This window comes from Jeotgalibacillus sp. 10bf12, assembly GCF_055597105.1.
This window is the reverse complement of the sequence record NZ_CP200276.1, coordinates 960,831-984,795: the sequence shown is the minus strand read 5'-3', so window position 1 is coordinate 984,795 and position 23,965 is coordinate 960,831. Positions and strand designations below refer to the sequence as shown.

Genomic DNA, 23,965 nt, shown 5'->3' with positions numbered 1-23,965 from the left:
CTCGCACCCCAAAACCATGTGATTATCTCATGAACCCTTTATAGTTCCGTTTTACCAGCTGTGCTTCAAGCTGCTTCATTGTCTCAAGCGCAACCCCTACAACGATTAATAGGCTTGTACCGCCGATTTGAACCGATTGTGGAAGGCCTGCAAGATTAATGAAGAAGATTGGCAGGATTGAAATTACTGAAAGGAAAATCGCTCCTACGAAAGTTAAACGGTAAAGAACGCTTGTCAGGTAATCCTGAGTCGCTTGTCCAGGTCGGATCCCTGGGATATAACCACCTTGTTTTTTAAGGTTTTCTGCCATATTCTCCGGATTCACCTGAATGAATGCGTAGAAATATGTGAACGCAACGATCAGTCCAACGTAAATCGTCATACCGATTGGTTGTGTGTAATCAAACACTTCCTGAATCGTTGTTGTAATGTTGTTCTGACCAAAGAAAGTTACGAGTGTCTGCGGTGTGATAATAAAGGAAATCGCGAAGATAACCGGAATTACCCCTGCAGCATTCACTTTCAATGGAATGTGTGATGACTGTCCGCCCGTTGCCGGTGCATTCTTGCCACCTACACGCTTTGCATACTGAACCGGGATTTTACGCAATGCCTGCTGAACGAAGATAACGCCAACAGTGATTGCGATAACCGCAAGTGCCAGTAATACCAGAATGACGATGTTAAGGAAAAGCTGTTCCCCTGCACCTTCAATCTGTTGTGCATATAACTGATTAACGCCATTAGGAATAGCGGCCACGATACCTGCAAAGATAATGATGGAAATACCATTTCCAACACCTTTTGCTGTGATCTGCTCTCCTAACCACATTAAAAAGGCTGTCCCGGCTGTTAGTACGACTGCGATTAGCATGTACGTTGTAACCGATGTATCAGGGATCAGAGATCCACCATACATACGATTAAAGCCATAAGACATTCCGATTGCCTGGATAAATGCCAGTACAATCGTAAAGTAACGTGTAAACTGAGTCAGCTTACGACGTCCAACATCTCCCTGTTTCGACCACTCAGCAAATTTCGGTACAACGTCCATTTGCAAAAGCTGAACAATGATGGAGGCCGTGATATACGGCATGATGCCCATCGCCAGGATCGAGAAGTTGATTAATGCTCCACCACCGAATGTATTCATAAATCCAATCAGGCCGGCCATTTCATCCTGTGCCTGAAGAACTTGTGCGTCTACACCCGGAACCGGAATGAAAGTTCCGATCCTAAAGACCACCAACATTAAAAGGGTGAAAATAATTTTATTTCTTATATCACCCACGCGCATAAAATTGGAGATTGTCCGAAACATTAAACCACCTCAGTTGTTCCGCCGGCAGCTTCAATTGCTTCTTTAGCAGCAGAAGAGAATTTGTGAGCTTTAACAGTCAGCTTCTTCTCTACGTTACCTTTAGCAAGGATCTTGATTCCTGCTAATTCTTTGCTTACTACTCCAGTTTCGATTAGAAGTTCCGGTGTTACTTCCGTACCTTCGTCGAAACGGTTAAGTGTGTCCAGATTAACAATCGCAAATTCCTTGCGGTGGATGTTTGTGAATCCACGCTTTGGAAGACGACGTGCTAATGGGTTCTGACCACCTTCAAAGCCTGGTCTTACGCCTCCGCCTGAACGTGCGTTTTGACCTTTGTGACCTTTACCTGAAGTTTTACCATTACCAGATCCGATTCCGCGACCAACGCGATTGCGCTCTTTGCGAGATCCTTCTGCAGGTTTTAACTCATGAAGTTTCATAGTGGCACCTCCTTATTGATAAACATGAAATTAAATTTCTTTAACTGATACCAGGTGAGACACTTTATTGATCATTCCGCGAATAGCTTCGTTATCCTGCTGCTCAACAGTCTGGTTAGTCTTACGAAGACCAAGAGCCTGAACTGTTGCACGCTGATCTTTACTGCGTCCGATCACGCTGCGAGTGAGGGTAATTGCTAGTTTATTTGCCATCACTTATCCCTCCTTATCCTAACAGTTCTTCCACTGACTTACCACGTAGCTTAGCAACGTCTTCTGCACGCTTAAGCTGCTTAAGGCCGTCAAGAGTGGCGCGAACCATGTTGATTGGTGTGTTAGAACCTAGTGATTTTGAAAGAATGTCGTGGACACCTGCAAGTTCAAGTACCGCACGAACTGGTCCACCAGCGATGATTCCTGTACCAGGAGATGCTGGCTTGATTAAGATTGAGCCTGCTCCGAAGCGGCCTGTAACAAGGTGAGGAGTAGTTCCTTCAACCATTGGTACTTCAATCAGATTTTTCTTCGCGTCTTCGATTGCTTTACGGATCGCATCAGGAACCTCTTGGGCTTTACCTGTACCGAAACCTACATGGCCATTCTTGTCTCCTACTACTACTAGAGCAGAGAAACGGAAGCGGCGGCCACCTTTAACAACCTTAGCGACACGGTTAATCGTAACTACGCGTTCTTCAAGTTCAAGTTTGTTTGGATCAATGCGACGCATCTGGATTGTCCCTCCTTTTTCTATTAAAATTCAAGTCCGTTTTCACGTGCAGCTTCAGCAAGAGCTTTCACGCGGCCGTGGTAAAGATATCCTCCACGGTCAAATACGACTGATTTCATTCCTTTTTCTACTGCGCGTGTAGCGATAGCTTCGCCCACTTTTTGTGCAGCCTCGATGTTTCCGCCACCTTCAAGTCCAAGCTCTTTAGAAGATGCTGCAGCTAGTGTTACGCCATTTGCATCATCGATAAGCTGAGCATAGATGTGCTTGTTTGAACGGTAAACATTCAAACGCGGACGAGATTCAGTTCCCGTGATCGTTGTACGAACACGTGCATGACGTTTTTTACGTACCGCATTCTTGTCAACTTTAGTAATCAATCAAGGTCACTCCTTTCATGCGCCTAAGCGGCATTATTTACCTGTTTTACCTTCTTTACGACGAACATATTCGCCTTCGTAACGGATTCCTTTACCTTTGTAAGGCTCTGGAGGACGAACGTCACGGATGTTTGCAGCTAGTGCGCCTACGCGCTCTTTGCTTGCGCCTTTAATTGTAACCTTTGTGTTTGAAGGAACTTCGATTTCGATTCCTTCTTCAGGTGTGATCTCAACTGGGTGAGAGTATCCTACGTTAAGAACAAGTTTGTTACCTTGTTTCTGTGCACGATATCCAACCCCGATAAGCTCAAGGCTACGTTCGAATCCTGTTGCTACACCCTGGATCATGTTGTTTAAGATCGCACGAGTAGTACCGTGGATTGTACGGTGTTCTTTTGAGTCAGAAGGACGGACAACTGTAAGTGTGCTGCCTTCCTGCTCGAATTTCATTTCTGAGTTAAAAGTGAATGAAAGTTCACCTTTAGGTCCTTTAGCAGTAACATGTGAACCGTCAAAAGTTAATGTTACGTCAGATGGTACCTCAATTGGTTTTTTTCCTACACGAGACATTTTGTTGCACCTCTCTTTCGATTAAAAAATATTACCAGACGTATGCTAGAACTTCTCCGCCCACTTGTTTAGCGCGAGCTTCTTTGTCAGTTACAACGCCAGTTGAAGTAGATACGATTGCAATTCCAAGGCCGTTTAGTACGCGTGGAAGCTCATCAGCTTTTGCGTAAACACGAAGACCTGGTTTTGAAATACGCTTAAGGCCAGTGATAACACGCTCATTGTTTGCACCATACTTAAGGAAGATGCGAATGATACCCTGCTTGCTGTCCTCGATATATTCAACGTCACGGATGAAACCTTCACGCTTAAGGATTTCTGCGATTTCTTTTTTCATGTTAGAAGCAGGAACCTCTAGCTTCTCGTGACGTACCTGATTCGCATTACGGATGCGTGTCAGAAGATCTGCGATTGGATCTGTCATTGTCATATTAATTTACCTCCTTCCCAAAATCGGGTATTACCAGCTGGCTTTCTTAACGCCAGGAATTTGACCCTTGTATGCTAGTTCACGGAAACAAATACGGCAAAGCTTGAATTTGCGTAGTACTGAGTGTGGACGTCCGCAACGTTCGCAACGTGTATACTCTTGTACTTTAAATTTTTGCTTGCGCTGTTGTTTCGCAATCATTGATTTTTTAGCCACGTTTATGCCTCCCTTTTGTAGAGATTACTTTTGGAATGGCATGCCGAATTGTGTTAGAAGCTCACGAGACTCTTCGTCTGAGTTAGCTGTCGTTACAATTACGATGTCCATGCCACGTACTTTGTTCACTTTGTCATAATCGATCTCTGGGAAGATAAGCTGTTCTTTAACTCCAAGAGTGTAGTTACCGCGACCGTCGAAAGACTTTTTAGATACCCCGCGGAAGTCACGTACACGTGGAAGTGATACAGAGATTAGCTTGTCTAGGAAGTCATACATACGCTCGCCGCGAAGTGTTACTTTCGCACCGATTGGCATACCTTCACGAAGACGGAAGCCTGCGATAGATTTCTTAGCTTTTGTAATCAAAGGCTTTTGACCAGTGATTGTTGTAAGCTCCTCTACAGCTGTATCTAGTGATTTAGTGTTTTGTACTGCTTCACCAACACCCATGTTGATTACGATTTTATCGATTTTTGGCACCTGCATTACAGAAGTATAATCGAACTTCTTAACTAGAGCAGGTGTGATTTCATTATTGAACTTTTCTTTTAGGCGGTTCATGCTTGAGTACCTCCCCTCTTCATTAACTATTTATCTAAAGATTCACCTGATTTTTTAGCAATACGTACTTTTTTACCGTCCTCAACTTTGTAACCAACACGAGTTGGTTCGTTTGTTTTCGGATCGATCAGCATCACGTTTGATACGTGAATCGCTGCTTCCATGTTAGAGATTCCACCTTGTGGATTCATCTGTGAAGGTTTTGAATGTTTCTTGACGATGTTCACACCTTCAACAACTACGCGGTCAGTTTTCGGAGAAGTTGCAAGAATTGTACCTGTCTTGCCTTTATCTTTACCGGAAATAACCATAACTTTATCGCCTTTTTTAACGTGCATCCTGTCGCACCTCCTTGATACGGTGGTTGATTATCAATTAAAGAACTTCTGGTGCTAGAGAAACAATCTTCATGAAGTTGCTGTCACGAAGCTCACGAGCAACCGGTCCGAAGATACGAGTTCCACGAGGGCCTTTGTCGTCACGGATGATGACACAAGCATTCTCATCGAACTTGATGTACGTACCATCTTTACGACGAACGCCGCTCTTTGTACGAACGATTACCGCTCTTACAACTTCACCCTTTTTAACAACGCCTCCTGGTGTTGCTTGTTTCACTGTACAAACGATCACATCACCAATATTAGCAGTCTTGCGGCCTGAACCTCCAAGAACTTTAATGGTTAACACTTCACGTGCACCAGAGTTATCAGCTACTTTTAAACGTGATTCCTGTTGAATCATGTAGGTTACCTCCCTTCGGAATTACATTTCCGAACAATATATTAGATAATAACCGCTTCTTCTACGACTTCCACTAGACGGAAACGTTTTGTTGCTGAAAGCGGACGAGTTTCCATAATACGAACAATGTCGCCTGTTTTGGCTTGGTTTTGTTCATCGTGAGCTTTGTACTTCTTAGAGTACTTTACTCGTTTGCCATAAAGTGAATGTTTCTTTTGCGTTTCAACAAGCACTGTGATTGTTTTGTCCATTTTGTCCGAAACAACACGGCCAGTGTAAACTTTACGCTGATTGCGTTCACTCATGCTGCAAACCTCCTCTCAGTTATCAGTTGTTAGCGCCAATTTCTCTTTCACGAATCACGGTTTTCATGCGAGCAATGGCTTTTCGTACTTGACGGATGCGAGCTGTGTTTTCAAGCTGACCTGTAGCCAGTTGGAAACGAAGGTTAAATAGCTCTTCCTTCAAAGATTTTACTTTTTGTTCAATTTCAGCAGTGGTTAGGTCACGAATTTCATTAGCTTTCATTTGATTCACCACCAATTTCTTCTCGTTTTACAAACTTAGTCTTAATCGGAAGTTTGTGAGATGCAAGACGAAGTGCTTCACGAGCAACCTCTTCTGATACTCCAGCGATTTCGAACATAATCTTACCCGGCTTTACTACTGCTACCCAGCCTTCTGGTGCCCCTTTACCGGAACCCATTCGGACTTCTAGAGGTTTCTTAGTGTAAGGCTTGTGTGGGAAGATTTTAATCCATACTTTACCGCCACGTTTCATGTAACGTGTCATCGCGATACGAGCAGACTCGATCTGACGGTTAGTGATCCAGCTAGCTTCTAGAGCTTGTAGGCCGTATTCACCAAAGCTTACTTCAGTACCGCCTTTTGCCTGTCCGCGCATCTTTCCACGGTGTACACGACGATATTTAACGCGTTTAGGTAATAACATGATTAGTTTCCTCCTTCCTCGGATTTCTTGTGGTTCTTGGTAGGAAGAACTTCTCCACGATAGATCCATACTTTAACTCCAAGCTTACCATACGTAGTATCCGCTTCAACGTGAGCGTAATCGATGTCAGCACGAAGTGTATGAAGTGGAACAGTACCTTCACTGTAATGTTCAGCACGTGCGATGTCTGCTCCGCCTAGACGACCAGAAACCTGAGTTTTGATCCCTTTAGCGCCAGCACGCATTGTGCGTTGGATTGATTGCTTTTGTGCACGACGGAATGACACACGGTTTTCCAGTTGACGTGCAATGTTTTCACCTACAAGTTTAGCATCAAGATCAGCGCGTTTGATTTCAACGATGTTGATGTGAACTCGCTTGCCAGTGATCTTGTTAAGGTCTTTACGAAGTGCTTCGACTTCAGTACCACCTTTACCGATAACCATACCTGGCTTAGCAGTGTGAATTGTGATGTTAATGCGGTTAGCCGCACGTTCGATTTCTACTTTTGATACAGATGCTTCTTTCAGACGACCTTCGATGTAGTCACGTACTTTAAGATCTTCATGAAGTAAGTCTGCGTAGTCTTTTCCTGCGAACCATTTTGATTCCCAGTCACGGATGATTCCGATACGGAGTCCTATTGGATGTACTTTTTGACCCACGTGTTATCCCTCCTTCTTTTCAGATACCACGATTGTAATGTGGCTTGTACGTTTATTAATAGCACTTGCACGACCTTGTGCACGAGGACGGAAACGTTTAAGTGTTGGTCCTTCGTTTACATATGCTTCAGAAATCACAAGGTTGTTAATGTCCATGTCGTAATTATGCTCAGCGTTCGCTACAGCAGATTTTAATACTTTCTCGATTACTGGTGATGCAGCGCGTGGTGTGTGGTTTAAGATAGCCACCGCTTCGCCAACCTGCTTACCGCGGATTAAATCTGCTACTAGGCGTACTTTACGAGGAGCAATACGAACTGTGTTTGCAACAGCTTTTGCTTGCATTAGGATAGCCTCCTCTCAATTAGCGTCTTGTTTTCTTATCATCACTTGCGTGACCTTTGTACGTACGGCTTGGTGCGAATTCACCTAGTTTATGACCAACCATGTCTTCTGTCACGTAAACCGGTACGTGTTTACGTCCATCGTATACAGCAATTGTATGACCGATGAAGTTAGGGAAGATTGTAGAACGACGAGACCAAGTTTTTACAACCTGCTTCTTGTCTGTTTCATTAAGCTTCTCAACTTTTGACATTAAGTGATCGTCCACAAAAGGTCCTTTTTTCAAGCTGCGACCCATATTGGAACCTCCCTTCGTGATTGTCCTACGGCTCGTTTAATGAACCGTAGCTCAATCCCGTTATTTTTTACGACGACGTACGATAAACTTATCGGACTTGTTTGTCTTCTTACGAGTCTTATAACCAAGAGTTGGTTTGCCCCAAGGTGACATAGGTGATTTACGGCCGATTGGCGCTTTACCTTCACCACCACCGTGTGGGTGATCATTCGGGTTCATTACAGAACCACGTACAGTTGGGCGCTTGCCTAACCAGCGTGAACGTCCTGCTTTACCGATGTTGATTAGTTCGTGCTGTTCGTTACCAACTTGTCCAACAGTCGCGCGGCAAGTTGCAAGGATCATACGTGTTTCGCCTGAATTAAGACGTACAAGAACGTATTTACCTTCTTTACCTAGAACCTGTGCTGATGTACCAGCTGAACGTACCAGCTGACCACCTTTACCAGGCTTAAGCTCGATGTTGTGGATAACAGTACCCACTGGAATGTTTACTAGTGGAAGTGCGTTACCTGTTTTGATGTCCGCTTCAGGACCTGACATGATTTCCATGCCTACTACTAGTCCCTTAGGAGCTAGGATGTAACGCTTTTCACCATCAACGTAGTTGATTAGTGCAATGTTTGCTGAACGGTTTGGATCGTATTCGATCGTAGCAACGCGTCCTGGAATGCCATCTTTCGTACGAGCGAAATCGATGACACGGTATTGGCGCTTATGGCCTCCACCTTGATGACGAACTGTTAACTTACCCTGGTTGTTACGGCCACCTTTACGCTTAATAGGCGCAAGAAGTGATTTTTCCGGCTTGCTAGTTGTAATCTCAGCAAAGTCAGAAGCTGTCATGCCGCGACGACCGTTGGAGGTAGGTTTGTACTTTTTAATCGCCATGTCTGTTCCCTCCTCTTCTATTTATCGGTTTATTTTAAACCTCAAAAAATTCGATTTCTTTGCTATCTTCTGTCAGGGTTACAATTGCTTTGCGACGTTTGTTAGTAAAACCAGTGTAACGTCCCATGCGCTTGAATTTACCTTTGTAGTTCATGATGTTTACTTTCTCAACATTCACTCCAAAGATTTCCTGGATTGCGTCTTTCACTTGTGTTTTGTTCGCACGAGTGTCGACTTCGAACGTGTACTTCTTCTCACCCATAAGGTCTGAAGAACGCTCAGTAATTACGGGGCGCTTAATAATATCGCGAGCATCCATTATGCAAGCACCTCCTCTACTTTTTGAACTGCACCTTTCGTCATAACCACTTTGTCGTGGCCAAGTACATCAAGTACGTTGACGCCAGTAGCAGAAATAACTGTTACGCCTGGAATGTTACGTCCAGATAGAGCAACGTTTTCGTCAAGACCTTCAGTCACTACTAGGACCTTCTTGTCTAGTGAAAGGCTGCTTAATACTGAAGCAAATTCCTTTGTTTTTGGCGATTCGAATGAAAGCGCCTCTAGAACTAAGATGTTTTCTTCAGCAACTTTGCTTGAAAGAGCTGATTTGATCGCCAGACGACGAACTTTTTTAGGAAGCTTATAGCTATAGCTACGAGGTGTTGGGCCGAATACGACTCCACCGCCACGCCATTGTGGTGAACGGATCGAACCTTGACGGGCACGTCCAGTTCCCTTCTGACGCCATGGCTTACGACCACCGCCGGCTACTTCAGAACGATTTTTTACTTTGTGAGTTCCCTGACGCTGTGCAGCACGCTGCATCAGTACAGTTTCGAACATCACTGCGTTGTTTGGCTCAATGCCGAAGATGGATTCGTTAAGCTCGATATCACCAGCTTGTGAACCATCCTGTTTAAATACGGATACTTTAGGCATTCCTGTTTCCTCCTTTCCGATTAACGTTTATTATTTCGCTTTAATCGCGCTTTTTACTGTAATTAGTGTCTTGTTAGGGCCAGGAACGTTCCCTTTAACAAGAAGTAGGTTACGCTCAGTATCAACCTTTACGATTGAAAGGTTCTGAACTGTAATCTTTTCTCCGCCCATGCGTCCAGGTAGTAATTTACCTTTGAATACGCGGTTTGGATCAACAGGACCCATTGAACCAGGACGACGGTGGTAACGAGAACCGTGAGTCATTGGTCCGCGGGATTGGTTGTGACGCTTGATTGCACCCTGAAAACCTTTACCCTTCGATACTCCTGTTACATCAATTACATCGCCTTCTGCGAAAATATCAACCTTGACTTCTTGACCAATCTCATACTCGCCAAGCTCAACACCGCGGATTTCACGGACGAAGCGCTTAGGAGCAGTTTCAGCTTTAGCGGCATGTCCTTTAGATGGCTTGTTAGCAAGCTTTTCGCGCTTGTCTTCGAAACCGATCTGGATTGATTCGTATCCGTCAGTATCAACAGCTTTCTTTTGAAGAACTACGTTTGGTGTAGCTTCGATTACTGTTACTGGGATAAGATCACCGTTCTCAGCAAAAACCTGAGTCATTCCAATCTTTCTACCTAAGATTCCTTTGGTCATTAGTCACACCTCCTATAATGTTTAGTAATTTATTTTTTGTTGATTAAAGTTTGATTTCGATGTCAACGCCAGACGGTAAATCAAGACGCATAAGCGCATCTACCGTTTGTGGTGTCGGGTTCACAATGTCTACCAGACGCTTATGTGTGCGCATTTCAAACTGCTCACGAGCATCCTTATATTTGTGGACCGCACGAAGAATTGTGTAAACAGACTTTTCAGTAGGAAGCGGGATTGGACCCGAAACACTAGCACCTGAACGTTTTGCAGTTTCTACAATCTTCTCAGCAGATTGATCCAGAATTCTGTGATCATATGCTTTTAAACGGATACGGATTTTTTGTTTTGCCATTATTTTCCCTCCTTTATCGCCTATTTAGGAATAGACATTCTCCGCAGAAATTTCCCACACACGAGCCATGGCAAAGCGGCCGGGTGTGTCGGCAACCTCCTGCATCATCGCAAGTCAAAGACCAACATTAAATATTATACAGAAAATAATTCATTTGTGCAACCCCTGTTGCAAAATTACTTTCCGAATACACTTTGTCTATTATAAGACCGATCCGGTTGTCTTTCAAGTGATAAGGAAATAGGCAGAAAATTCATTAGTTTTGATGTTTGGAAATTAGCAGAGAAGCAGCTTCTGCCCAGGGGCGATCTGCGTTCATAACTGGCTGCCTGTCGTTTAGTATCACGCTAAATGTTAAGTAGTGCAGATCTTTACTTGTGGGCATGTGCAGGTCAATGCGGTCGTTGTATTCTTTTAATTCCTGAAGGGCCTGCAATGCTTTTTGTTCTAAATGATATATTCTTGACGTCATTGAACCGAACCGTCTTTCTTCTATTGTGAAGTACCCTTCTCTCTCCCATTGTTTCAGCTGAGAGATGTATTCTTCATGGCGACTTGCCTGTTCACTTAGCGCGATGAGCTTCGTTTCGGTGACAGTGGAGTGATTCAGTGATTCTCTGTATGCCAGCGTGATGATCGGGAGAACCGGCTGGAGCTGGCGTTTCGGTTTTTTAGTCTGCCTGTCATAGACTGATAGCCATAGATGGATTGGCTGCATGGCGGGTGCTCCTTTTGAGTGGGATTGGTGAGTTTCTACTATAGTAGTGTAGCGGATTTTGTGATTGCGGGGAAGCATAGCTAGGTAGAGGTTTGGAGTTTGGGTCAGATACCCTTCTTTTCGGGTTACATTCTGAGATTCAGATCATATTGACTTATTTCCGGGTCACAAGATTTAAAAATGATAATTTTCGGGTCAGCTTCTTAAATTTCGGGTTTATTTACAAAGTTCAGATCACACATTCCAATTACCTGATGATGCATCTTACCGCAATTATATAAATAGCTTTATCACAACAAAAAGATCCTGCATCCATATGGATGCAGGATCTTTGGTATACGTTAGCAGAAATTACTTCTGGATAGAAGCTACAACGCCAGCGCCTACTGTACGTCCACCTTCACGAATAGAGAACTTAGTTCCTTCTTCGATTGCGATAGGAGAGATTAGCTCAACAGTCATTTCGATGTTGTCGCCAGGCATAACCATTTCTACTCCATCAGGAAGGTTACATACGCCAGTTACGTCCGTAGTACGGAAGTAGAACTGTGGGCGGTAGTTAGTGAAGAATGGAGTGTGACGTCCACCTTCTTCTTTTGATAGAACATAAACTTCAGCTTTGAAGTTAGTGTGTGGAGTGATTGTTCCTGGCTTAGCAAGAACCTGTCCACGGTTGATGTCGTCGCGAGAAACCCCACGAAGAAGTGCGCCAATGTTGTCGCCAGCTTCTGCATAATCAAGAAGCTTACGGAACATTTCAACACCAGTAACGATTGTCTTCTTCGGCTCTTCAGAAAGACCGATGATTTCAACTTCGTCACCAACTTTAACTTGTCCACGCTCAACACGTCCAGTAGCAACTGTTCCACGACCAGTGATTGAGAATACATCCTCAATTGGCATCATGAATGGCTTTTCAGTGTCACGCTCAGGAGTTGGAATGTAGCTATCTACAGCTTCCATAAGTTCGAAGATTTTCTCTTCCCACTCTGCTTCTCCCTCAAGAGCTTTAAGTGCAGAACCTTTGATTACTGGAATGTCGTCGCCTGGGAAATCGTACTCAGAAAGAAGGTCACGGATTTCCATTTCAACTAGTTCAAGTAGTTCTTCGTCGTCTACCATGTCACACTTGTTCATGAATACAACAAGGTAAGGTACACCTACCTGACGAGATAGAAGGATGTGCTCACGAGTCTGTGGCATTGGGCCATCAGCAGCAGATACTACAAGAATACCGCCGTCCATCTGAGCAGCACCAGTGATCATGTTCTTAACATAGTCAGCGTGTCCTGGGCAGTCTACGTGTGCGTAGTGACGAGTGTCAGTTTCGTACTCAACGTGTGCAGTTGAGATTGTGATTCCGCGCTCGCGCTCTTCTGGAGCACCATCGATTTGATCGTATGCCATTGCAGATCCACGACCATATTTCTTGTGAAGTACAGTTGTGATTGCAGCAGTTAGAGTTGTTTTACCATGGTCAACGTGTCCGATTGTTCCAATATTCGCATGGGTTTTCGAACGGTCGAATTTTTCCTTAGCCATTACGGAATTCCTCCTTAAAATAATTAAAGTTAATTAGTTTTATTTTTAAATATAGCTTCCCCGGGAGCAGCAGCCCCCGGCAGTCACCATAGCTTACATAAGTAGTTATACTTTATTGTAAGGGTGAAATCAATTATTCACCTTTATTTTTTTTGATGATTTCTTCACTCACAGACTTCGGTACTTCCTCGTAGTGATCGAAGAACATTGAGAATGTTCCACGTCCCTGCGTGTTAGAACGAAGTGAAGTTGCGTAACCGAACATTTCAGCAAGCGGTACAAATGCTTTAACGATTTGTGTGTTACCGCGAGCAGACATACCTTCTACGCGTCCACGGCGAGCTGTAACGTCACCCATGATGTCTCCCATGTATTCTTCAGGGATCATAACTTCTACGCGCATTAGCGGCTCAAGAAGAACCGGGTTACACTTAGAAACTGCATTTTTAAGTGCCATAGATGCGGCAATCTTAAACGCCATCTCAGAGGAGTCAACGTCATGGTATGAACCATCGTATAGTCTCGCTTTGATGTCGATTAGAGGGTAACCAGCAAGTACACCGTTGTCAAGAGAGTCTTCTAGACCTGCCTGAACAGCCGGAATGTATTCACGTGGTACAGATCCCCCAACGATGCCGTTTTCAAATTCAAAGCCTGCTCCTTCTTCGTTAGGAGAGAATTCGATCTTAACGTGACCGAACTGTCCGCGACCACCAGACTGGCGGACGAACTTCCCTTCAACTTGTGCAGAGCCGCGGAATGTTTCACGGTAAGATACCTGAGGAGCACCCACGTTAGCTTCTACTTTGAATTCACGCTTCATACGGTCAACCAGGATGTCAAGGTGAAGTTCACCCATACCTGCGATGATCGTCTGGCCAGTTTCCTGGTCAGTGTGAGCATGGAATGTTGGATCTTCTTCCTGAAGCTTCTGAAGCGCCTGAGACATTTTGTCCTGGTCAGCTTTAGACTTAGGTTCGATCGCAACAGAGATAACTGGCTCAGGGAATTCCATAGACTCAAGAATAACAAGACTCTTTTCGTCACATAGCGTGTCCCCTGTAGTTGTGTCTTTAAGACCAACTGCAGCAGCGATATCTCCAGCAAACACTTCCGAAATTTCTTCACGAGAGTTAGCGTGCATCTGCAGGATACGTCCTACGCGCTCACGCTTACCTTTCGTTGCATTCTGTACGTATGATCCAGACTGAAGCACACCAGAATAAACACGGAAGAATGTAAGCTTACCTACATAAGGGTCTGTCATTACTTTGAATGCAAGCGCAGAGAATGGCTCTTCGTCGCTAGCAGGACGAACGATTTCTTCTTCTGTCTCAGGAACATGTCCTGTGATTGGCTTAACATCAAGTGGTGACGGAAGGTAGTCAAGCACTGCATCAAGCAGAAGCTGAACACCTTTGTTCTTGAATGCAGAACCACAGATTACAGGATAGAATTCAACGTCACAAGTTCCTTTACGGATTGCAGCTTTGATTTCATCCACTGTCATTTCTTCGCCTTCAAGGTATTTCATCATTAGATCTTCATCAAGATCTGCTACCGCTTCAATTAGCTTTCCGCGGTATTCTTCAGCTTGTTCCTTATATTCTTCAGGAATTTCACGCTGCTCAGTACGAGTACCAAGATCATCTTCATAGAAGTATGCAACATTTTCAACAAGGTCGATGATTCCTTCGAATTCATCTTCCGCGCCGATTGGCAGTTGAATTGGGTGTGCATTAGCCTGAAGACGGTCGTGCAGTGTTCCAACAGAATAAAGGAAGTCTGCCCCGATCTTATCCATTTTATTAACGAATACGATACGAGGAACACCGTATGTTGTCGCCTGACGCCATACAGTTTCTGTCTGTGGCTCAACACCCGACTGGGCATCAAGTACACCTACAGCGCCATCAAGTACACGAAGTGAACGTTCAACTTCTACTGTGAAGTCTACGTGTCCTGGTGTATCAATGATGTTTACACGGTGGCCCTTCCATGAAGCAGTTGTTGCAGCAGATGTGATCGTGATCCCACGCTCCTGCTCCTGCTCCATCCAGTCCATCTGTGATGCACCTTCGTGCGTTTCACCGATTTTGTGGATACGGCCTGTGTAGTAAAGGATACGCTCCGTAGCAGTCGTTTTACCGGCATCGATGTGAGCCATGATACCGATATTACGAGTGTTTTTTAAGGAGAACTCTCTAGGCATTGGTCTTTCTCCTTCCTACTAAATGAGATTTGGTTGATAAAATACTGAATCCTACCAGCGGTAGTGAGCAAATGCTTTATTTGCTTCAGCCATTTTATGCATATCTTCACGCTTCTTAACTGAAGCGCCAGTGTTGTTTGCTGCATCAAGAATTTCATTAGCAAGACGCTCTTCCATAGTCTTTTCTCCACGAAGACGCGCATAGTTTACTAACCAGCGAAGTCCAAGTGTAGTACGACGTTCCGGACGCACCTCAACCGGTACCTGATAGTTCGCTCCGCCGACACGACGAGCACGTACTTCAAGAACTGGCATAATGTTCTTAAGCGCCTGGTCGAATACTTCTAGAGCATCTTTCCCAGAACGTTCCTGAACGATATCGAAAGCAGAATAAAGGATACGCTGAGCTGTACCTTTCTTTCCGTCAATCATGATTTTGTTTACAAGACGAGTTACCAGTTTCGAGTTATGAATCGGATCCGGTAAAACATCACGTTTTGCAACTGCACCTTTACGAGGCATGTGATTTCCTCCTTTCATAGGAAAATAACTTCTTTATAATAAATTGATTACTTTTTGTCTTTAGGTCTCTTAGTACCGTATAGTGAACGACCTTGACGGCGTCCATCTACACCAGCAGTATCAAGCGCACCACGTACGATGTGGTAACGTACCCCTGGTAAATCCTTTACACGTCCTCCACGGATAAGAACAACACTGTGCTCTTGAAGGTTGTGCCCGATACCAGGAATGTATGCAGTAACCTCGATCTGGTTTGTAAGACGCACACGAGCATATTTACGAAGTGCCGAGTTCGGCTTCTTCGGTGTCATTGTACCAACACGAGTACAAACACCACGCTTTTGTGGTGATGAAAGGTTAGTCGCTTTCTTCTTGAAGCTGTTGTAACCTTTGTTAAGTGCTGGTGAATCTGACTTTGAGCCCTTTGATTGGCGTGGTTTACGCACTAATTGGTTAATAGTAGGCATGTTTTATGTCCTCCCTTCTTCAATATTTTAAGCCCACACATCCAGGTGGTTCATTTTAGGGTAAAAACAAAGTCTTTGCAACTTCTGCTGCAAAAACATGTTTACATAGTAATGGCTACCGCAGCAGCACCAACCTCGATCCCGCACGCTTTGCCCAGCTTCTTCATTGAATCCACATGGGTTACGTTTACGTTCATCTCTTCAGCGGTGAGTAGCACCCGGTCAACAACATGAGAGTCGACATCGTCAGCAACGATGACTTCCCTGACTGACCCTGCTTTGAGTGCCTTTACGACTTGCTTGGATCCTACAACGATGTGTTTAGCCTGTGATACTTTTTCATAAGACATAATCATATCCTCCAAAGTAACAGGTTGTTAATTAGTAGCAACCTTGAATATATTATCATCTCAATGATAGGTTGTCAACAACGTTTGTAAATAATTGCGGGGTCTTTATAAAGATTGATGAAATTCATGTAACCTCTAATAACCGCAATTGATTTCCGTGGAGGGCTTCGCTTTCCGCGGCCGGGCGGCGAGCCTCCTCAACACTGCGTGTTTCTGGAGTCTCGCCTGCCCTTCCCCGCCGCAGGAGTCTTCGCCCTCCACTCCAATCAATTACTATATATTTATAAATAACACTTCCGTCTTTTACAAATATAATAGATGAAAAAAGGTGACGCCACATAGGGCGCCACCTTTTTTGCTTTCACAGGCTGTGAATTATTCCACGGAAACTGGTTCTTCCTTTGGAATGCCTTCATTTTCGATCTCAGCCTGGCGATAGCGCTGCATACCCGTTCCGGCTGGAACAAGTTTACCGATGATAACATTTTCTTTCAGACCAAGGAGCTCATCACGCTTCCCTTTGATTGCTGCGTCTGTCAGGACACGAGTTGTTTCCTGGAATGATGCAGCTGAAAGGAATGATTCTGTTTCAAGAGATGCTTTTGTGATCCCCAGGATAAGCGGGCGGCCTGTTGCCGGCTGCTTACCATCAAGCAGAACCTGTTGATTTGCTTCCATGAACTGGTGTACATCCAGCAGTGAACCTGGCAGCAGTTCTGTTTCTCCGGCTTCAATCACACGTACTTTACGAAGCATCTGGCGGACCATGACTTCAACGTGCTTATCACCGATTTCAACACCCTGCATACGGTATACTTTTTGTACTTCTTTTAACAGGTATTCCTGAACTGCAGCTACGTCACGGATCTTGATCAGTTCTTTCGGATCGATTGAACCTTCTGTCAGAACCTGACCGCGTTCGATGACATCGTCAACTGCTACTTTCAGACGTGCAGTGTAAGGAGCAGAATAAGTCTTTGTTTCCACTTCACCTTTCACTGTAATATCCTGCTGACGGTCTTTACCTTCAGTGACTTCTGTTACGACACCATCAATTTCAGAAATCGTCGCTTGACCTTTCGGGTTACGCGCTTCGAAAATTTCCTGGATACGTGGAAGACCCTGTGTAATATCGTCTCCTGCTACACCACCTGTGTGGAATGTACGCATTGTAAGCTGTGTACCCGGCTCACCAATTGACTGGGCTGCGATGATACCGACGGCTTCGCCGACTTCAACTTTTTCACCAGTCGCAAGGTTCTTACCATAACACTTCTCACATACGCCATGACGCGTGTTACAAGTGAATGCAGAACGGATTGATACTTCTTCGATACCAGCTTCAATAATCTGACGGGCGATATCTTCTGTAATCAGCTCATTGCGTTTTACGAAGATTTCTCCAGTCTTAGGATGCTTGACTGTCTGGTTTGAATAACGGCCTTCAAGACGCTCTTCAAGCGCTTCGATGACTTCTGTTCCATCCTTCAGTGAGCTTACGCGCAGACCACGGTCAGTACCGCAATCTTCTTCGCGGACGATTACATCTTGTGCTACGTCTACAAGTCGGCGAGTCAGGTAACCTGAATCGGCAGTCTTCAGTGCTGTATCGGCAAGACCTTTACGGGCACCGTGTGTAGAGATGAAGTACTCAAGTACTGTCAGACCTTCACGGAAACTTGACTTGATCGGAAGCTCGATGATACGTCCAGCCGGGTTGGCCATCAGACCACGCATACCGGCAAGCTGCGTAAAGTTAGATGCGTTACCACGGGCACCTGAGTCACTCATCATGTAGATCGGATTCAGGCTGTCGAGTGTAAGCATCAGTTTATTCTGGATAACATCCTTCGCTGCTGACCAGATGGAGATGACACGCTCATAGCGTTCCTCTTCTGTAATCAGACCACGACGGAATTGCTTCTGGACTTTATCTACCTTCAGCTGTGCATCGTCAAGGATTTCCTGCTTTTCAGGAAGTACCACGATATCAGCGATACCGATTGTGATACCAGCACGCGTTGAGTGCTTGAATCCAAGATTCTTCATGCTATCAAGCATTTTAGATGTATCCGTTAAGTGGAATCGCTTGAAGACTTCAGCAATGATGCTTCCAAGGAATCCTTTCTTAAACGGTGTTACAAGATCAGCTGATTTGAAGTGTTCTTTTACATTAGTCGTCGGGTCAACGAAGTACTTATCAGGTGTATTTACCTCAAGGTTCTCCATTGTCGGCTCATTAATGTAAGGGAATTCTTCAGGAAGAATTTCATTAAAGATTACTTTTCCGACAGTTGTCAGAAGAAGTTTCTTCGTCTGTTCTTCCGTAAATGTTGGTTTGTTTACAGCACCTGCCTGGATCGCAATACGTGTGTGCAGGTGAACATAACCATTCTGGTATGCAAGAAGGACTTCATCCGCATCACGGAATACTGAACCTTCACCTACAGCGTCTTTACGCTCTAATGTCAGGTAGTAGTTACCAAGTACCATATCCTGAGACGGTGTAACAACTGGCTTTCCGTCCTTCGGATTAAGGATGTTCTGTGCAGCAAGCATAAGAAGACGCGCTTCAGCCTGAGCTTCAGATGATAGTGGTACGTGAACCGCCATCTGGTCACCGTCAAAGTCAGCGTTATAAGCTGTACATACGAGCGGGTGAAGACGGATCGCACGGCCTTCAACCAATGTTGGTTCGAATGCCTGGATACCAAGACGGTGAAGCGTAGGTGCTCGGTTAAGAAGAACCGGATGCTCCCTGATTACATCTTCAAGTACGTCCCAAACTTCATCATGGACACGTTCAATCTTACGTTTTGCACTCTTAATATTATGCGCAAGTCCGCGCTCAACAAGCTCTTTCATCACGAAAGGCTTAAATAGTTCAAGTGCCATTTCCTTCGGCAGTCCGCACTGATACATCTTCAGGCTAGGTCCAACAACGATAACTGAACGGCCTGAATAGTCAACACGCTTACCAAGAAGGTTCTGACGGAAACGTCCCTGCTTCCCTTTCAGCATATGAGAAAGAGATTTTAATGGACGATTACCCGGTCCTGTAACCGGACGACCGCGACGGCCATTATCGATCAGTGCATCTACAGCTTCCTGCAGCATACGCTTCTCGTTCTGTACGATGATGCTTGGTGCACCAAGGTCTAATAGACGCTTCAGACGGTTGTTACGGTTGATCACACGGCGGTACAGGTCATTCAGGTCAGATGTGGCGAAACGTCCACCATCAAGCTGAACCATTGGACGAAGTTCCGGCGGGATCACAGGCAGTACATCAAGAACCATCCAGTCAGGAAGGTTGCCTGAGTTACGGAATGATTCTACTACTTCAAGACGCTTGATCGCACGAGTACGACGCTGGCCCTGAGCAGTTTTCAATTCTTCTTTAAGTGATTCCGCTTCTTTATCAAGATCGATATCCTGAAGAAGCTTACGAATCGCTTCAGCTCCCATAGCAGCCTGGAATTTACCGCTGAACTTTTCACGGTACGCACGGTATTCCTTCTCAGAAAGAAGCTGTTTCTTTTCAAGTGCAGTATCTCCTGCTTCAGTTACTACGTATGAAGCAAAGTAGATGACCTCTTCAAGCGCACGTGGTGACATGTCAAGAACAAGTCCCATGCGGCTTGGAATACCCTTGAAGTACCAGATGTGAGATACAGGTGCTGCAAGCTCGATGTGACCCATACGTTCACGACGGACTTTTGCACGAGTTACTTCAACACCACAGCGGTCACAAACGACGCCCTTATAACGGACGCGCTTGTATTTACCACAGTGACACTCCCAGTCTTTCTGCGGGCCGAAGATTCGCTCGCAGAAAAGACCGTCTTTTTCAGGCTTAAGTGTACGATAGTTAATCGTTTCAGGCTTCTTCACTTCACCAAATGACCAAGAGCGGATCTTGTCAGGTGAGGCTAAACCAATTTTCATATATTCAAAGTTATTAACATCTATCAAGGAGCCTACCTCCCTTTTCGTTTAAAGGTTTCACCCTTTTGTTGATTCCCAGTGTCACAACTATTCTTTCGTGCCGACAGTTTGAGAAGCTGGTGCTTCTGTTTCCGGCGCAATGTTTAATGCATCAGCCTGATGGATGTCGTCATCGTCATCAAGGTCGCGCATTTCGATTTCTTCATCGTTGGCAGATAGCATTTTCACATCCATACCAAGACTCTGAAGTTCTTTGATTAATACTTTAAATGATTCAGGAACGCCCGGCTCCGGAACGCTGTCGCCTTTTACGATCGCTTCGTACGTTTTCACACGTCCGACAACGTCATCTGATTTGACAGTTAGAATTTCCTGAAGTGTATAAGCGGCACCGTATGCTTCAAGTGCCCAAACCTCCATCTCACCAAAACGCTGTCCGCCGAACTGTGCTTTACCGCCCAGTGGCTGCTGTGTAACAAGTGAGTATGGTCCTGTTGAACGTGCGTGAAGTTTGTCATCAACCATGTGTGCAAGCTTAATCATATACATGACGCCGACTGATACACGGTTGTCGAATGGGTCACCAGTTCTTCCATCATAAAGAACTGTTTTACCATCACGTGACATACCTGATTCTGCGATTGTTTCCCAAACGTCTTCCTCATTGGCACCGTCAAATACCGGTGTTGCGATATGGATACCCATTGCGCGGGCAGCCATTCCCATGTGCATCTCAAGAACCTGACCGATGTTCATACGAGATGGTACACCCAATGGATTTAACATGATGTCAATTGGTGTGCCGTCTGGAAGATATGGCATATCTTCTTCTGGAAGAATACGCGAGATAACACCTTTGTTACCGTGACGTCCGGCCATTTTATCCCCTACAGAAATCTTTCTCTTCTGCACGATATAAGCACGTACCAGCTGGTTTACACCAGGAGGCAGCTCATCGCCGTCTTCACGGTTGAAGATTTTCACGTCAAGAATGATTCCGCCTGCTCCGTGTGGTACACGAAGTGACGTATCACGTACTTCACGTGCTTTCTCACCGAAGATTGCATGAAGCAGACGTTCTTCAGCAGTCAGCTCAGTTACACCTTTAGGCGTTACTTTACCAACAAGAATATCACCATCTTTTACTTCAGCACCCACACGGATAATTCCACGGTCATCAAGGTTGCGAAGTGCATCCTCACCTACGTTAGGAATATCACGCGTGATTTCTTCAGGTCCAAGCTTTGTATCACGTGACTCTGATTCATACTCTTCAATATGAATAGACGTGTATACATCGTCTTTCACAAGGCGCTCACTCATGATGACAGCATCCTCGTAGTTAAAGCCGTCCCACGTCATAAAACCGACAAGTACGTTCCGTCCAAGCGCAAGTTCTCCTGCTTCCATCGATGGTCCGTCTGCAAGAATTTCACCTTTGTCAACACGGTCACCTACAGCAACGATCGGACGCTGGTTGTAGCATGTACCCTGATTTGAGCGGATGAATTTCTGCAGTCTGTATTTATCAAGATCGCCTTCTGTCTCGTTACCGTCGACATCTGTTAAGCGGCGTACCCAAATCTGGTTAGCCTGTACGCGCTCGACGATTCCTTCATGCTTATTAATTACAGCAGCCCCTGAATCCTTCGCAGAAACGTGCTCCATTCCTGTACCTACAAAAGGTGCTTCCGGATTCATCAGTGGAACTGCCTGACGCTGCATGTTCGCTCCCATTAACGCACGGTTCGAGTCATCGTTTTCAAGGAACGGGATACATGCTGTCGCAGCAGATACTACCTGCTTAGGTGATACGTCCATATAGTCAATGCGGTCACGCTTGAAGACAGTGTTTTCACCGCGGAAACGGGATACAACTTCTTCATCAAGGAATGAACCGTCATCACCAAGGCGCGCATTCGCCTGTGCCACAACATAATTATCCTCTTCATCAGCAGTCAGATAATCGATTTGTTCTGTTACTCTGCCTGTCTCAGGGTCAACGCGGCGGTAAGGTGTCTCGATGAAGCCGAAACGGTTTACCTTCGCAAAGCTTGACAATGAGTTGATCAGTCCGATATTCGGACCCTCAGGTGTTTCAATCGGACACATACGGCCGTAGTGAGAGTAGTGAACGTCACGCACTTCAAAGCCTGCACGTTCACGTGTTAAACCACCAGGTCCAAGTGCAGATAGACGGCGTTTATGCGTCAGTTCTGCAAGCGGGTTTGTCTGATCCATGAACTGTGAAAGCTGAGAGCTTCCAAAGAACTCTTTAATAGAAGCAATAACAGGACGAATATTAATCAGCTGCTGAGGCGTGATTGTATTTGTATCCTGAATTGACATTCTTTCACGAACCACACGCTCCATACGTGACAGACCAATACGGAATTGGTTCTGCAGAAGTTCCCCTACTGAACGCAGACGACGGTTACCAAGGTGGTCAATATCATCTGTTAAGCCTACTCCGTGCAACAGGTTAAAGAAGTAACTGATAGAAGAAACGATATCAGCAATCGTAATGTTCTTCACACTGTCATCAACATAAGCATTACTGATTACGTTGATCTCCTGTCCTTCTTCTGAGTTAGGCACTTGAATTTTAATTGTCTGAAGTGTTAAATCTTCTTCAACCACTCCGCCTACCTGGTTATAAGTAATGAAGCCTACCCCGTTTTCAAGGTTAGGAATCAGCTTATCGAGGTTACGACGGTCAAGTGTTGTTCCTTTTTCAGCTAAGATCTCGCCAGTTTCAGGGTCAGCAAGCGTTTCAGCAAGGACCTGTCCGAAAAGACGATTCTTAATATGAAGCTTTTTATTCATTTTATAACGGCCTACATTAGCCAGATCATAACGCTTAGGGTCAAAGAAACGTGATTCCAGAAGACTCTTAGCATTTTCTACAGTCGGGGGTTCACCCGGGCGCAGACGCTCATAGATTTCCAGAAGCGCTTTTTCAACACTTTCGGTATTGTCTTTTTCCAGCGTATTGCGGATATACTCATTGTCACCAACCAGGTCAATAATCTCCTGATCAGAACCAAAACCAAGTGCACGCAGCAATACAGTTACAGGAAGTTTACGTGTACGGTCGATACGGACGTGAACAACATCTTTTGCATCAGTCTCATACTCAAGCCATGCACCACGGTTTGGAATCACCGTTGCGCCAAAGCCACGCTTCCCGTTTTTATCCATTTTTCCATGGAAATATACGCTCGGAGAACGAACAAGCTGAGAAACAATAACACGCTCTGCTCCATTAATAATGAAGGTGCCTGTCTCTGTCATCAGCGGGAAGTCTCCCATAAATACATCCTGGTCTTTTACTTCACCAGTATCTTTATTTAATAGACGTACCTTTACACGAAGCGGCGCAGAATAAGTTACGTCGCGCTCCTTTGATTCGTCAACAGAATACTTTGGCTCACCAAGGCTGTAATCGATAAACTCAAGTGACAAGTTTCCTGTGAAATCTTCGATCGGCGAAATATCGCGGAACATTTCACGTAATCCTTCTTCTAAAAACCAATCGTAAGAAGCTGTCTGAATCTCTATCAGATTCGGTAAATCCAGCACCTCACTAATACGCGCATAGCTTCTGCGCTGGCGGTGTCGTCCATACTGAACTAGTTGACCTGTCAACTGATTCACCCCTCAAATCAAGCATTTTAGCGTCCGTTAGCCCTATAAATAGAAAAAA

General features: G+C 44.9%; 30 protein-coding genes. All 30 read right to left on the bottom strand.

The window, feature by feature from the left end; translation table 11 throughout:
- Positions 1-22: 22 nt before the first annotated feature.
- Positions 23-1,324, bottom strand: coding sequence for a preprotein translocase subunit SecY (secY, locus tag DH10bf12_RS04775; RefSeq protein ID WP_471737400.1), 1,302 nt, complete (start codon positions 1,322-1,324; stop codon positions 23-25).
- Positions 1,324-1,764 (bottom strand): 50S ribosomal protein L15, encoded by a 441-nt coding sequence (gene rplO / locus DH10bf12_RS04770; protein ID WP_134382727.1) that lies wholly within the window; start codon positions 1,762-1,764, stop codon positions 1,324-1,326. Before rplO ends, secY begins: the two co-directional genes overlap by 1 nt.
- 30 nt (positions 1,765-1,794) lie before the next feature.
- Entirely contained in the window at positions 1,795-1,977 is a 183-nt protein-coding gene (gene rpmD, locus DH10bf12_RS04765) for a 50S ribosomal protein L30 (protein WP_039806311.1), read from the bottom strand.
- Between the two features lie 13 nt (positions 1,978-1,990).
- Positions 1,991-2,491 carry a 30S ribosomal protein S5 gene (gene rpsE, locus DH10bf12_RS04760; RefSeq protein ID WP_404406771.1) on the bottom strand — a complete coding sequence of 167 codons (501 nt, stop codon included), beginning with the start codon at positions 2,489-2,491 and terminating at the stop codon, positions 1,991-1,993.
- A 23-nt stretch (positions 2,492-2,514) separates the two neighbouring features.
- Positions 2,515-2,871: a 50S ribosomal protein L18 gene (gene rplR / locus DH10bf12_RS04755; RefSeq protein WP_471737399.1), complete on the bottom strand. Its 357-nt coding sequence runs from the start codon at positions 2,869-2,871 to the stop codon at positions 2,515-2,517.
- A gap of 33 nt (positions 2,872-2,904) precedes the next feature.
- On the bottom strand, positions 2,905-3,441 hold the full coding sequence (gene rplF / locus DH10bf12_RS04750) for a 50S ribosomal protein L6 (protein ID WP_404406767.1): 537 nt from the start codon (positions 3,439-3,441) through the stop codon (positions 2,905-2,907).
- A 31-nt stretch (positions 3,442-3,472) separates the two neighbouring features.
- Positions 3,473-3,871: a 30S ribosomal protein S8 gene (gene rpsH / locus DH10bf12_RS04745; protein WP_039806304.1), complete on the bottom strand. Its 399-nt coding sequence runs from the start codon at positions 3,869-3,871 to the stop codon at positions 3,473-3,475.
- Between the two features lie 30 nt (positions 3,872-3,901).
- The gene (gene rpsN / locus DH10bf12_RS04740; protein WP_036787751.1) at positions 3,902-4,087 is read right to left on the bottom strand and encodes a 30S ribosomal protein S14; all 186 of its coding nucleotides are present in this window, start codon (positions 4,085-4,087) and stop codon (positions 3,902-3,904) included.
- 24 nt (positions 4,088-4,111) lie between these two features.
- A complete protein-coding gene (gene rplE, locus DH10bf12_RS04735) occupies positions 4,112-4,651 on the bottom strand; it encodes a 50S ribosomal protein L5 (protein ID WP_404406764.1) in 540 nt (179 codons plus the stop codon).
- Between the two features lie 26 nt (positions 4,652-4,677).
- Positions 4,678-4,989: a 50S ribosomal protein L24 gene (gene rplX / locus DH10bf12_RS04730; RefSeq protein WP_471737398.1), complete on the bottom strand. Its 312-nt coding sequence runs from the start codon at positions 4,987-4,989 to the stop codon at positions 4,678-4,680.
- Positions 4,990-5,026: 37 nt separating this feature from the next.
- A complete protein-coding gene (rplN, locus tag DH10bf12_RS04725; protein ID WP_039806296.1) occupies positions 5,027-5,395 on the bottom strand; it encodes a 50S ribosomal protein L14 in 369 nt (122 codons plus the stop codon).
- 41 nt (positions 5,396-5,436) lie between these two features.
- Positions 5,437-5,700: a 30S ribosomal protein S17 gene (gene rpsQ, locus DH10bf12_RS04720; protein WP_039806294.1), complete on the bottom strand. Its 264-nt coding sequence runs from the start codon at positions 5,698-5,700 to the stop codon at positions 5,437-5,439.
- 22 nt (positions 5,701-5,722) lie between these two features.
- Positions 5,723-5,923, bottom strand: a complete 201-nt coding sequence (gene rpmC / locus DH10bf12_RS04715; protein ID WP_039806292.1) for a 50S ribosomal protein L29 — start codon at positions 5,921-5,923, stop codon at positions 5,723-5,725.
- Entirely contained in the window at positions 5,913-6,347 is a 435-nt protein-coding gene (gene rplP, locus DH10bf12_RS04710; protein WP_404406759.1) for a 50S ribosomal protein L16, read from the bottom strand. Before rplP ends, rpmC begins: the two co-directional genes overlap by 11 nt.
- A 2-nt stretch (positions 6,348-6,349) precedes the next feature.
- Positions 6,350-7,012: a 30S ribosomal protein S3 gene (rpsC, locus tag DH10bf12_RS04705; protein ID WP_471737397.1), complete on the bottom strand. Its 663-nt coding sequence runs from the start codon at positions 7,010-7,012 to the stop codon at positions 6,350-6,352.
- Between the two features lie 3 nt (positions 7,013-7,015).
- The gene (gene rplV / locus DH10bf12_RS04700) at positions 7,016-7,357 is read right to left on the bottom strand and encodes a 50S ribosomal protein L22 (RefSeq protein ID WP_039806287.1); all 342 of its coding nucleotides are present in this window, start codon (positions 7,355-7,357) and stop codon (positions 7,016-7,018) included.
- A 19-nt stretch (positions 7,358-7,376) separates the two neighbouring features.
- The gene (gene rpsS / locus DH10bf12_RS04695; protein ID WP_039806285.1) at positions 7,377-7,655 is read right to left on the bottom strand and encodes a 30S ribosomal protein S19; all 279 of its coding nucleotides are present in this window, start codon (positions 7,653-7,655) and stop codon (positions 7,377-7,379) included.
- 60 nt (positions 7,656-7,715) lie between these two features.
- Positions 7,716-8,546, bottom strand: a complete 831-nt coding sequence (gene rplB, locus DH10bf12_RS04690; protein ID WP_041120838.1) for a 50S ribosomal protein L2 — start codon at positions 8,544-8,546, stop codon at positions 7,716-7,718.
- 34 nt (positions 8,547-8,580) lie between these two features.
- Entirely contained in the window at positions 8,581-8,865 is a 285-nt protein-coding gene (rplW, locus tag DH10bf12_RS04685) for a 50S ribosomal protein L23 (protein ID WP_471737396.1), read from the bottom strand.
- Positions 8,865-9,488 (bottom strand): 50S ribosomal protein L4, encoded by a 624-nt coding sequence (rplD, locus tag DH10bf12_RS04680; RefSeq protein WP_404406754.1) that lies wholly within the window; start codon positions 9,486-9,488, stop codon positions 8,865-8,867. The genes rplW and rplD overlap by 1 nt, the downstream gene beginning before the upstream one ends.
- A gap of 30 nt (positions 9,489-9,518) precedes the next feature.
- Positions 9,519-10,148, bottom strand: a complete 630-nt coding sequence (gene rplC, locus DH10bf12_RS04675; RefSeq protein ID WP_471737395.1) for a 50S ribosomal protein L3 — start codon at positions 10,146-10,148, stop codon at positions 9,519-9,521.
- Positions 10,149-10,191: 43 nt separating this feature from the next.
- Positions 10,192-10,500, bottom strand: a complete 309-nt coding sequence (gene rpsJ, locus DH10bf12_RS04670; protein ID WP_039806276.1) for a 30S ribosomal protein S10 — start codon at positions 10,498-10,500, stop codon at positions 10,192-10,194.
- A gap of 256 nt (positions 10,501-10,756) precedes the next feature.
- Positions 10,757-11,218, bottom strand: a complete 462-nt coding sequence (locus tag DH10bf12_RS04665; RefSeq protein WP_471737394.1) for a hypothetical protein — start codon at positions 11,216-11,218, stop codon at positions 10,757-10,759.
- A 351-nt stretch (positions 11,219-11,569) separates the two neighbouring features.
- Positions 11,570-12,760, bottom strand: coding sequence for an elongation factor Tu (tuf, locus tag DH10bf12_RS04660; protein WP_471737393.1), 1,191 nt, complete (start codon positions 12,758-12,760; stop codon positions 11,570-11,572).
- A gap of 133 nt (positions 12,761-12,893) precedes the next feature.
- Positions 12,894-14,972 (bottom strand): elongation factor G, encoded by a 2,079-nt coding sequence (gene fusA / locus DH10bf12_RS04655; protein WP_471737392.1) that lies wholly within the window; start codon positions 14,970-14,972, stop codon positions 12,894-12,896.
- Between the two features lie 51 nt (positions 14,973-15,023).
- Positions 15,024-15,494: a 30S ribosomal protein S7 gene (gene rpsG / locus DH10bf12_RS04650; RefSeq protein WP_039806267.1), complete on the bottom strand. Its 471-nt coding sequence runs from the start codon at positions 15,492-15,494 to the stop codon at positions 15,024-15,026.
- Positions 15,495-15,541: 47 nt separating this feature from the next.
- On the bottom strand, positions 15,542-15,961 hold the full coding sequence (gene rpsL, locus DH10bf12_RS04645; RefSeq protein ID WP_134382767.1) for a 30S ribosomal protein S12: 420 nt from the start codon (positions 15,959-15,961) through the stop codon (positions 15,542-15,544).
- A 101-nt stretch (positions 15,962-16,062) separates the two neighbouring features.
- Complete coding sequence (locus tag DH10bf12_RS04640) at positions 16,063-16,311, bottom strand: 50S ribosomal protein L7ae-like protein (RefSeq protein ID WP_039806264.1); 249 nt, start codon at positions 16,309-16,311, stop codon at positions 16,063-16,065.
- A gap of 375 nt (positions 16,312-16,686) precedes the next feature.
- Positions 16,687-20,286 (bottom strand): DNA-directed RNA polymerase subunit beta', encoded by a 3,600-nt coding sequence (gene rpoC, locus DH10bf12_RS04635; protein ID WP_471737391.1) that lies wholly within the window; start codon positions 20,284-20,286, stop codon positions 16,687-16,689.
- 60 nt (positions 20,287-20,346) lie between these two features.
- Positions 20,347-23,907 carry a DNA-directed RNA polymerase subunit beta gene (rpoB, locus tag DH10bf12_RS04630; RefSeq protein WP_471737390.1) on the bottom strand — a complete coding sequence of 1,187 codons (3,561 nt, stop codon included), beginning with the start codon at positions 23,905-23,907 and terminating at the stop codon, positions 20,347-20,349.
- Positions 23,908-23,965: the final 58 nt, after the last annotated feature.

Coding starts and splice junctions, on each gene's coding strand:
- secY (WP_471737400.1), bottom strand. CDS start 1,324: ATGTTTCGGACAATCTCCAATTTTATGCGCGTGGGTGATATAAGAAAT.
- rplO (WP_134382727.1), bottom strand. CDS start 1,764: ATGAAACTTCATGAGTTAAAACCTGCAGAAGGATCTCGCAAAGAGCGC.
- rpmD (WP_039806311.1), bottom strand. CDS start 1,977: ATGGCAAATAAACTAGCAATTACCCTCACTCGCAGCGTGATCGGACGC.
- rpsE (WP_404406771.1), bottom strand. CDS start 2,491: ATGCGTCGCATTGATCCAAACAAACTTGAACTTGAAGAACGCGTAGTT.
- rplF (WP_404406767.1), bottom strand. CDS start 3,441: ATGTCTCGTGTAGGAAAAAAACCAATTGAGGTACCATCTGACGTAACA.
- rpsH (WP_039806304.1), bottom strand. CDS start 3,871: ATGACAATGACAGATCCAATCGCAGATCTTCTGACACGCATCCGTAAT.
- rplE (WP_404406764.1), bottom strand. CDS start 4,651: ATGAACCGCCTAAAAGAAAAGTTCAATAATGAAATCACACCTGCTCTA.
- rplX (WP_471737398.1), bottom strand. CDS start 4,989: ATGCACGTTAAAAAAGGCGATAAAGTTATGGTTATTTCCGGTAAAGAT.
- rplN (WP_039806296.1), bottom strand. CDS start 5,395: ATGATTCAACAGGAATCACGTTTAAAAGTAGCTGATAACTCTGGTGCA.
- rpsQ (WP_039806294.1), bottom strand. CDS start 5,700: ATGAGTGAACGCAATCAGCGTAAAGTTTACACTGGCCGTGTTGTTTCG.
- rpmC (WP_039806292.1), bottom strand. CDS start 5,923: ATGAAAGCTAATGAAATTCGTGACCTAACCACTGCTGAAATTGAACAA.
- rplP (WP_404406759.1), bottom strand. CDS start 6,347: ATGTTATTACCTAAACGCGTTAAATATCGTCGTGTACACCGTGGAAAG.
- rplV (WP_039806287.1), bottom strand. CDS start 7,357: ATGCAAGCAAAAGCTGTTGCAAACACAGTTCGTATTGCTCCTCGTAAA.
- rpsS (WP_039806285.1), bottom strand. CDS start 7,655: ATGGGTCGCAGCTTGAAAAAAGGACCTTTTGTGGACGATCACTTAATG.
- rplB (WP_041120838.1), bottom strand. CDS start 8,546: ATGGCGATTAAAAAGTACAAACCTACCTCCAACGGTCGTCGCGGCATG.
- rplW (WP_471737396.1), bottom strand. CDS start 8,865: ATGGATGCTCGCGATATTATTAAGCGCCCCGTAATTACTGAGCGTTCT.
- rplD (WP_404406754.1), bottom strand. CDS start 9,488: ATGCCTAAAGTATCCGTATTTAAACAGGATGGTTCACAAGCTGGTGAT.
- rplC (WP_471737395.1), bottom strand. CDS start 10,148: ATGACCAAAGGAATCTTAGGTAGAAAGATTGGAATGACTCAGGTTTTT.
- rpsJ (WP_039806276.1), bottom strand. CDS start 10,500: ATGGCAAAACAAAAAATCCGTATCCGTTTAAAAGCATATGATCACAGA.
- DH10bf12_RS04665 (WP_471737394.1), bottom strand. CDS start 11,218: ATGCAGCCAATCCATCTATGGCTATCAGTCTATGACAGGCAGACTAAA.
- tuf (WP_471737393.1), bottom strand. CDS start 12,760: ATGGCTAAGGAAAAATTCGACCGTTCGAAAACCCATGCGAATATTGGA.
- fusA (WP_471737392.1), bottom strand. CDS start 14,972: ATGCCTAGAGAGTTCTCCTTAAAAAACACTCGTAATATCGGTATCATG.
- rpsG (WP_039806267.1), bottom strand. CDS start 15,494: ATGCCTCGTAAAGGTGCAGTTGCAAAACGTGATGTTTTACCGGATCCG.
- rpsL (WP_134382767.1), bottom strand. CDS start 15,961: ATGCCTACTATTAACCAATTAGTGCGTAAACCACGCCAATCAAAGGGC.
- DH10bf12_RS04640 (WP_039806264.1), bottom strand. CDS start 16,311: ATGTCTTATGAAAAAGTATCACAGGCTAAACACATCGTTGTAGGATCC.